Source organism: Sulfurovum sp. bin170, from assembly GCF_010892395.1.
Taxonomy (GTDB): Bacteria; Campylobacterota; Campylobacteria; order Campylobacterales; family Sulfurovaceae; genus UBA1140.
Genome location: NZ_JAACKB010000308.1, coordinates 1 through 5,057, shown reverse-complemented (window position 1 = coordinate 5,057; position 5,057 = coordinate 1). Strand labels below are relative to the sequence as shown.

Here is a 5,057-nt window from a genome sequence, read left to right as displayed (position 1 = left end):
TATAGAGATATTTATCAAATACCATAAAGACGCCATACTATTTAACGGTATGAGTGGAGATGAGATGGAGAATCGAATCAAAAAAGCAGGATTTGATATGAATAACTTTATGAAAAAAGAGAACTTCTCTAAGATAGAAGATACATTTGCTACTTCTAATATCCAAGATATTGATTTTGATAAAAAAGAGATATATTTTGATTATGCTGACAACTTTGATGATGAGGGAAAAGCATCAACTGTTAAATATGCAATAGCCAATCTTATCCCTTATCATCGAGGAAACAAAACCGCAGAGCTTTTTGATGTCAAAAGAGACAGATGGGGAGGGATGCTCTGTGCACCCAAGAGAACCTACTCGGTTTCAGATAGCTCTGTTTATATAGCGGGTGATATTATGGGGTATCATAAGTTTGACCCCTCTGCACAAGCCTCGGCTGCGGTGGGGATGCTCACAGGAGAGAGCATGGCAAATAGAATTTTGAAGGGTATTGATGAGATTGATTTGACCAAAGCGGGAATCACTTGCTACTCTATGGTTGTTGCCGAACCACTTAAAGCGATAGAGATTGCCAAAGATACTGTACTCACTAAAGAGGGTATGGCTCATGCAGGTTCTTCAAAACTAACATTTGGTGAAGGGATGGGGTTGATTGGTTGGTATCAAGCGATTGTTGAGACACCGTTTAAGTATTAAATTTTATTAGGAATCGGAAGGCTCTGCCTCCGCTGTTCGGGAGTAAACTCTCCGTTTCCAAAAAAATAAAAATTGTATAAAAAAGCTTAATTCATTGGCATTGGTGTAAACACACCGATTCCAAAAATGCAGATTGCATATAAGGAACCGATGGCTTCAGCCTCGCTAATTTATTGGCATTGAGACTCTGCCTCCGTTTCCAAAAGAAAAGTTATTTTTTGGTACTTGTTTTGATATAAAGATATCCCCTATCTTCACCTACTTGAACTCTACCAATAATATTCCAGTTCCCTCTAATATCAATTTTTGCTAGTGAACTGTAACTATCAGCTTCAAATTTAAAACTATTTAAGTTAATATCATGCATATCTTCAATAGCTCTAGTAATCTGAAAAGAGATATTTGCATCGCTCACAGCACTATTACTATTTTTATCCGTAATCGTAACAGATATTCTGTTATCCCCAAACAGCAACATCTCTTGGTTCGTACTCTTTTTCTCCAAAGAGCGTTGCCCATAGAGAATATCTGAGACTTCCATCCCAACTGTTCTGCCATTGATTGTAACTTTGGTACTGTATCTGGTATTAAAATTATGATTCTCTAACATCATCTTGTTAAAGTTATCATCCACATCATGATAAGAGGTCATAAAACTTCTATCTTCATAAACAGGTGTCTCTACAGCACTCTTTACCGTCCAAACTATCATGGAGAATGTCCCCATGAAAATAGTAAAGAAAAAGAGCAACCAAAGGTGATATTTCTGTATTCCTTTTTTTGGATTTTCCATCTATCTTCTCCTTGACCTAAAATAGGCATAAATATAAACTGACAATCCTGAGAGAATAATAAAGTACATAAACACTCTCCAAATAGAGGAGAAAATTGTTCCTCCACTACCGATGCTTGACTCCAATTCTAAACCTTTACTATCTGCCACTGAATCAGTAATCGCTGCATATCCATTGAGAATAGCTGCTGACATCTTGGCATAGACAGAGTTTTTATCTTTGGAAGCAAGTACAGGGATAATATTGTTATCAAGTATATTGTCTCTATCAATCGCTGATGCCAGTTCATCACTGTACCTTATATTGATATGAGTATCTTCAACCGATACACTTAGAAGAACAAAAGGCTCTTTTAATGTTTTGGTAATATTGGTTTCAAAACTTTTTATAAATTCCATTTTGCTTTTCATATCACTATGCATCTTATTAGCATAACGGTCAGTCGCATAAATATAGACACTAACGCCTGTTTTTACAAAAAGTTCACTTCCCATTCTATCTATCTTTTCAATAGCTCGTGGGTCAATATTTTTGTTACCTTCTAAGATAAATTTACTATCAATAAGTTTCAGTTGAGGAACACTTTTGTTGATGTCAGCTACAGAAGAGGCTGTAAGGGTAAGTAGGAGTGCAAAAAGCACCCCTATTTTTTTAAGTATTGTTCTCATCTAACCAACAAATACTCTAGTTGAGTCAAAAAATGAAAGCATTATTGTCACCACTGCTGAAATAGCCAGTAAAATTCCTATAACTCTATCCATTATTTATCCTTCTCATTAATCCACATCTTGTGATTTTCAGGACTATTCATCTTCAGTCCATCCAAATCTTGATTGATTGTATAAAAATTAGTCGCATTTTCTTGTTGTGTAACTATTGCAAGATAGGTTAAAACACCTAAAATACTCAATAGTAATACCGTTGCGACAAGCATACCAGTAATCCCATGAAGAAGACTAAAAAGTCCTCCTTCTGTTTTTGGATCGATTTGTGTATTTCCTGCCATATTACTCTCCTGCTTTAATTGAGTTAAGGAATGCACTCAATGCTTTAGTTTGAGTCTCATTTATACGACCTTTAAAGCTTGGCATCTCACCAATTGATGATTTTTTACCATTCTCAATTACTTTAGCCATAAGTACGACATCATACTCTGCAAGGTTTGGAGACATTCCATTCATACCTTTACCATCTTCTCCGTGACATGAAGCACACGCAACAAATGACGCAGGTTTTTCACCTTTCATACCACCAACAACCCAAGTTGCAATAGCCTCAGCATCAGCACCACTCGCCATACCAGCAGGCATAGCACCCATAGCATAACCAAGTCCCTCTTGACCATTTTGAATAACAGTAAGAACTTGCTCTTTGCTAATTCTCTGAGTCAAATCTTGAGCTTTACCAGCAATACCCTCAGCATCAACACCGTGACACGGAGCACACTGAACACCAAATACTGACTCACCCATTGCTTTTAATGTATCAGCTGTTGGATTATCCCATTGAGATTGAAACTTAACATTGTATTCGTTTACCTCTTCATTGTACTGACCAACTTGTGAAAATTGGTTTGTTGGGTAACCTACGAACATGTACCAAAACATCCATACAATTGTACCGATGAAGATTACTCCCCAACCTACAGGAATATCATTGGTATACTCACCAATTCCATCCCAATTATCTTCTACAAGTTCACCACTTGCTGTATCATTTTTAATCTGATTTATATATTTTAATGCAACAAATACTGTAATAGCAATAATTGCAAATGCACCTAACATTGTAAGGTCATTAATATAATCTTCACCCAAGCTAAAAGCGTCACCTGCCATGAAGTAGGTTGCAGCCATTAGAGCGATGATTAGAATAATACCACCTTTAAACATAGAATTCATATTTATCCTCCTTATTCATCTTTATTTATCTCTTTTTTCAAGAGGAGTTGAATCAATTGAATCATCATGTACCAACTTAGAATATTTCTCATAATCTCTCTCTCCTGTTCTCTGTCTCTTATAGATAGAGTAGGCATAGCTATAAAAAATTATAAACACAAAAAGAATAATAAAAAATTTACCATAACCTGTAATGGTCATTAATGTCTCTTGATCCATCTTATACCTCTTATTTTAAAGAATTTAAGTAAGCGATCATCGCTACTATCTCTGGAACACTACCACCAGCAACTGCATCTTTAACCTGTTGGTTTTTCATGTCAGCCACAACTGTTTTTGCTTCTTCAAGTGCTGCAGCTTCCGCTTCTGCCCAAGTTCCTAATTTTGGCATACCATCTTGATCGTATGGAACACCAAATACCTCTTTTTGTGTATTTGCATTAGCATAAGCTGTTGCAAGGTCTGCTGTATTGGTAAACTGATGAGCATATGATGGCATAACTGTACCAGGTACAACTGATGATGGATCCATCATGTGGTTCTCGTGCCAATCTGTTGTTCTATAGTTACCAATTCTCATCAAGTCTGGACCAGTTCTTTTTGAACCCCAGAGGAATGGTCTATCATATGCATACTCACCACTTAGTGAATACATACCATATCTGTCTGTTTCAGACTTAAATGGTCGAATAAGCTGTGAGTGACAAGAGAGACAATTCTCCTTGATATATACTTGTCGTCCAGCTAACTGTAGTGTTGTATAAGGCTTTGTACCAACTACTGGTTGAGAAGCCTTCGCAAAATCAGGAAGTGCTTCGATAACTCCTGCAAATGCTACTGTCAAAAATAATACGACCGCAAAGAAAAACGGTCTCTGTTCTAACCAATGAAACATAATTTATCTCCTTTCTCTTAGTTCGCCATCGGCGATGCGGTTGTTGGCTCTTTGTCAAGCACTCTACCTGCTGTTGCAGTCTTGTACATGTTATAAGCAAATATAAAGAATCCAACGAGGTAGAATAGTCCACCAACAGCTCTTAGTGTATAGTACGGTTGAAGTACAGTTACTGTATCAATAAATGAGTATAGAAGTGAACCATATTCATCATACGCTCTCCACATCATACCTTGAGTAATACCTGCAATCCACATAGATGTAAAGTATAGAACAATACCAACTGTCTGAATCCAGAATTGTGTCTCAATCAATGATTTAGAGTAGATTTCTCTTTTATATATTCTTGGAGCCATATGGAAAAGTGAAGCCATAATCATGAATCCAACCCAACCAAGAACACCATCGTGAACATGTCCAGGAATCCAATCTGTAAAGTGAGCAATAGCATTTACTGATTTAATCGCTTGAATAGGACCTTCAATTGTACTTAACATATAGAATGTAGAAGCCATAATCATAAGCTTAATAATTGGAGAGTCTTGAAGCTGTTGCCACTCACCCTTCATTGTAAGAAGCATGTTAATCGCCGAACCCCATGATGGTAAAATAAGAACCACTGACATCACAGAACCCATAGTCTGCATCCAATCTGGAACAGTTGAGTAGATCAAGTGGTGACCGCCAGCCCAAAGGTAAACAAACATTAAACCCCAAAACGAAAGAACTGACAACTTATATGAGAATATATTTTGTCCAGACTCTTTTGG

8 protein-coding genes are annotated in these 5,057 nt (G+C 36.8%); 1 reads left to right on the top strand and 7 read right to left on the bottom strand.

The window, feature by feature from the left end:
* Positions 1–697 (top strand): hypothetical protein (locus tag GSY74_RS07370; RefSeq protein ID WP_223157503.1); only part of this gene is annotated, 697 nt, incomplete at its 5' end.
* A 211-nt stretch (positions 698–908) separates the two neighbouring features.
* On the opposite strand, the gene GSY74_RS07365 is transcribed toward GSY74_RS07370, so the two are convergent.
* From GSY74_RS07365 to GSY74_RS07335, 7 genes are all read right to left on the bottom strand, one after another.
* Positions 909–1,490, bottom strand: coding sequence for a hypothetical protein (locus GSY74_RS07365; protein ID WP_164664457.1), 582 nt, complete (start codon positions 1,488–1,490; stop codon positions 909–911).
* Complete coding sequence (locus tag GSY74_RS07360) at positions 1,491–2,159, bottom strand: hypothetical protein (RefSeq protein ID WP_164664456.1); 669 nt, start codon at positions 2,157–2,159, stop codon at positions 1,491–1,493. It abuts the gene before it with no gap.
* A 92-nt stretch (positions 2,160–2,251) separates the two neighbouring features.
* Positions 2,252–2,497: a DUF4006 family protein gene (locus GSY74_RS07355; RefSeq protein WP_164664455.1), complete on the bottom strand. Its 246-nt coding sequence runs from the start codon at positions 2,495–2,497 to the stop codon at positions 2,252–2,254.
* Position 2,498: 1 nt separating this feature from the next.
* Complete coding sequence (locus tag GSY74_RS07350; RefSeq protein ID WP_164664454.1) at positions 2,499–3,392, bottom strand: c-type cytochrome; 894 nt, start codon at positions 3,390–3,392, stop codon at positions 2,499–2,501.
* Between the two features lie 21 nt (positions 3,393–3,413).
* A complete protein-coding gene (locus tag GSY74_RS07345; RefSeq protein ID WP_164664453.1) occupies positions 3,414–3,611 on the bottom strand; it encodes a CcoQ/FixQ family Cbb3-type cytochrome c oxidase assembly chaperone in 198 nt (65 codons plus the stop codon).
* A gap of 10 nt (positions 3,612–3,621) precedes the next feature.
* Complete coding sequence (gene ccoO, locus GSY74_RS07340; protein WP_164664452.1) at positions 3,622–4,287, bottom strand: cytochrome-c oxidase, cbb3-type subunit II; 666 nt, start codon at positions 4,285–4,287, stop codon at positions 3,622–3,624.
* A 17-nt stretch (positions 4,288–4,304) separates the two neighbouring features.
* The coding region (locus GSY74_RS07335; protein ID WP_188108705.1) for a cbb3-type cytochrome c oxidase subunit I at positions 4,305–5,057 on the bottom strand (753 nt) is incomplete at its 5' end.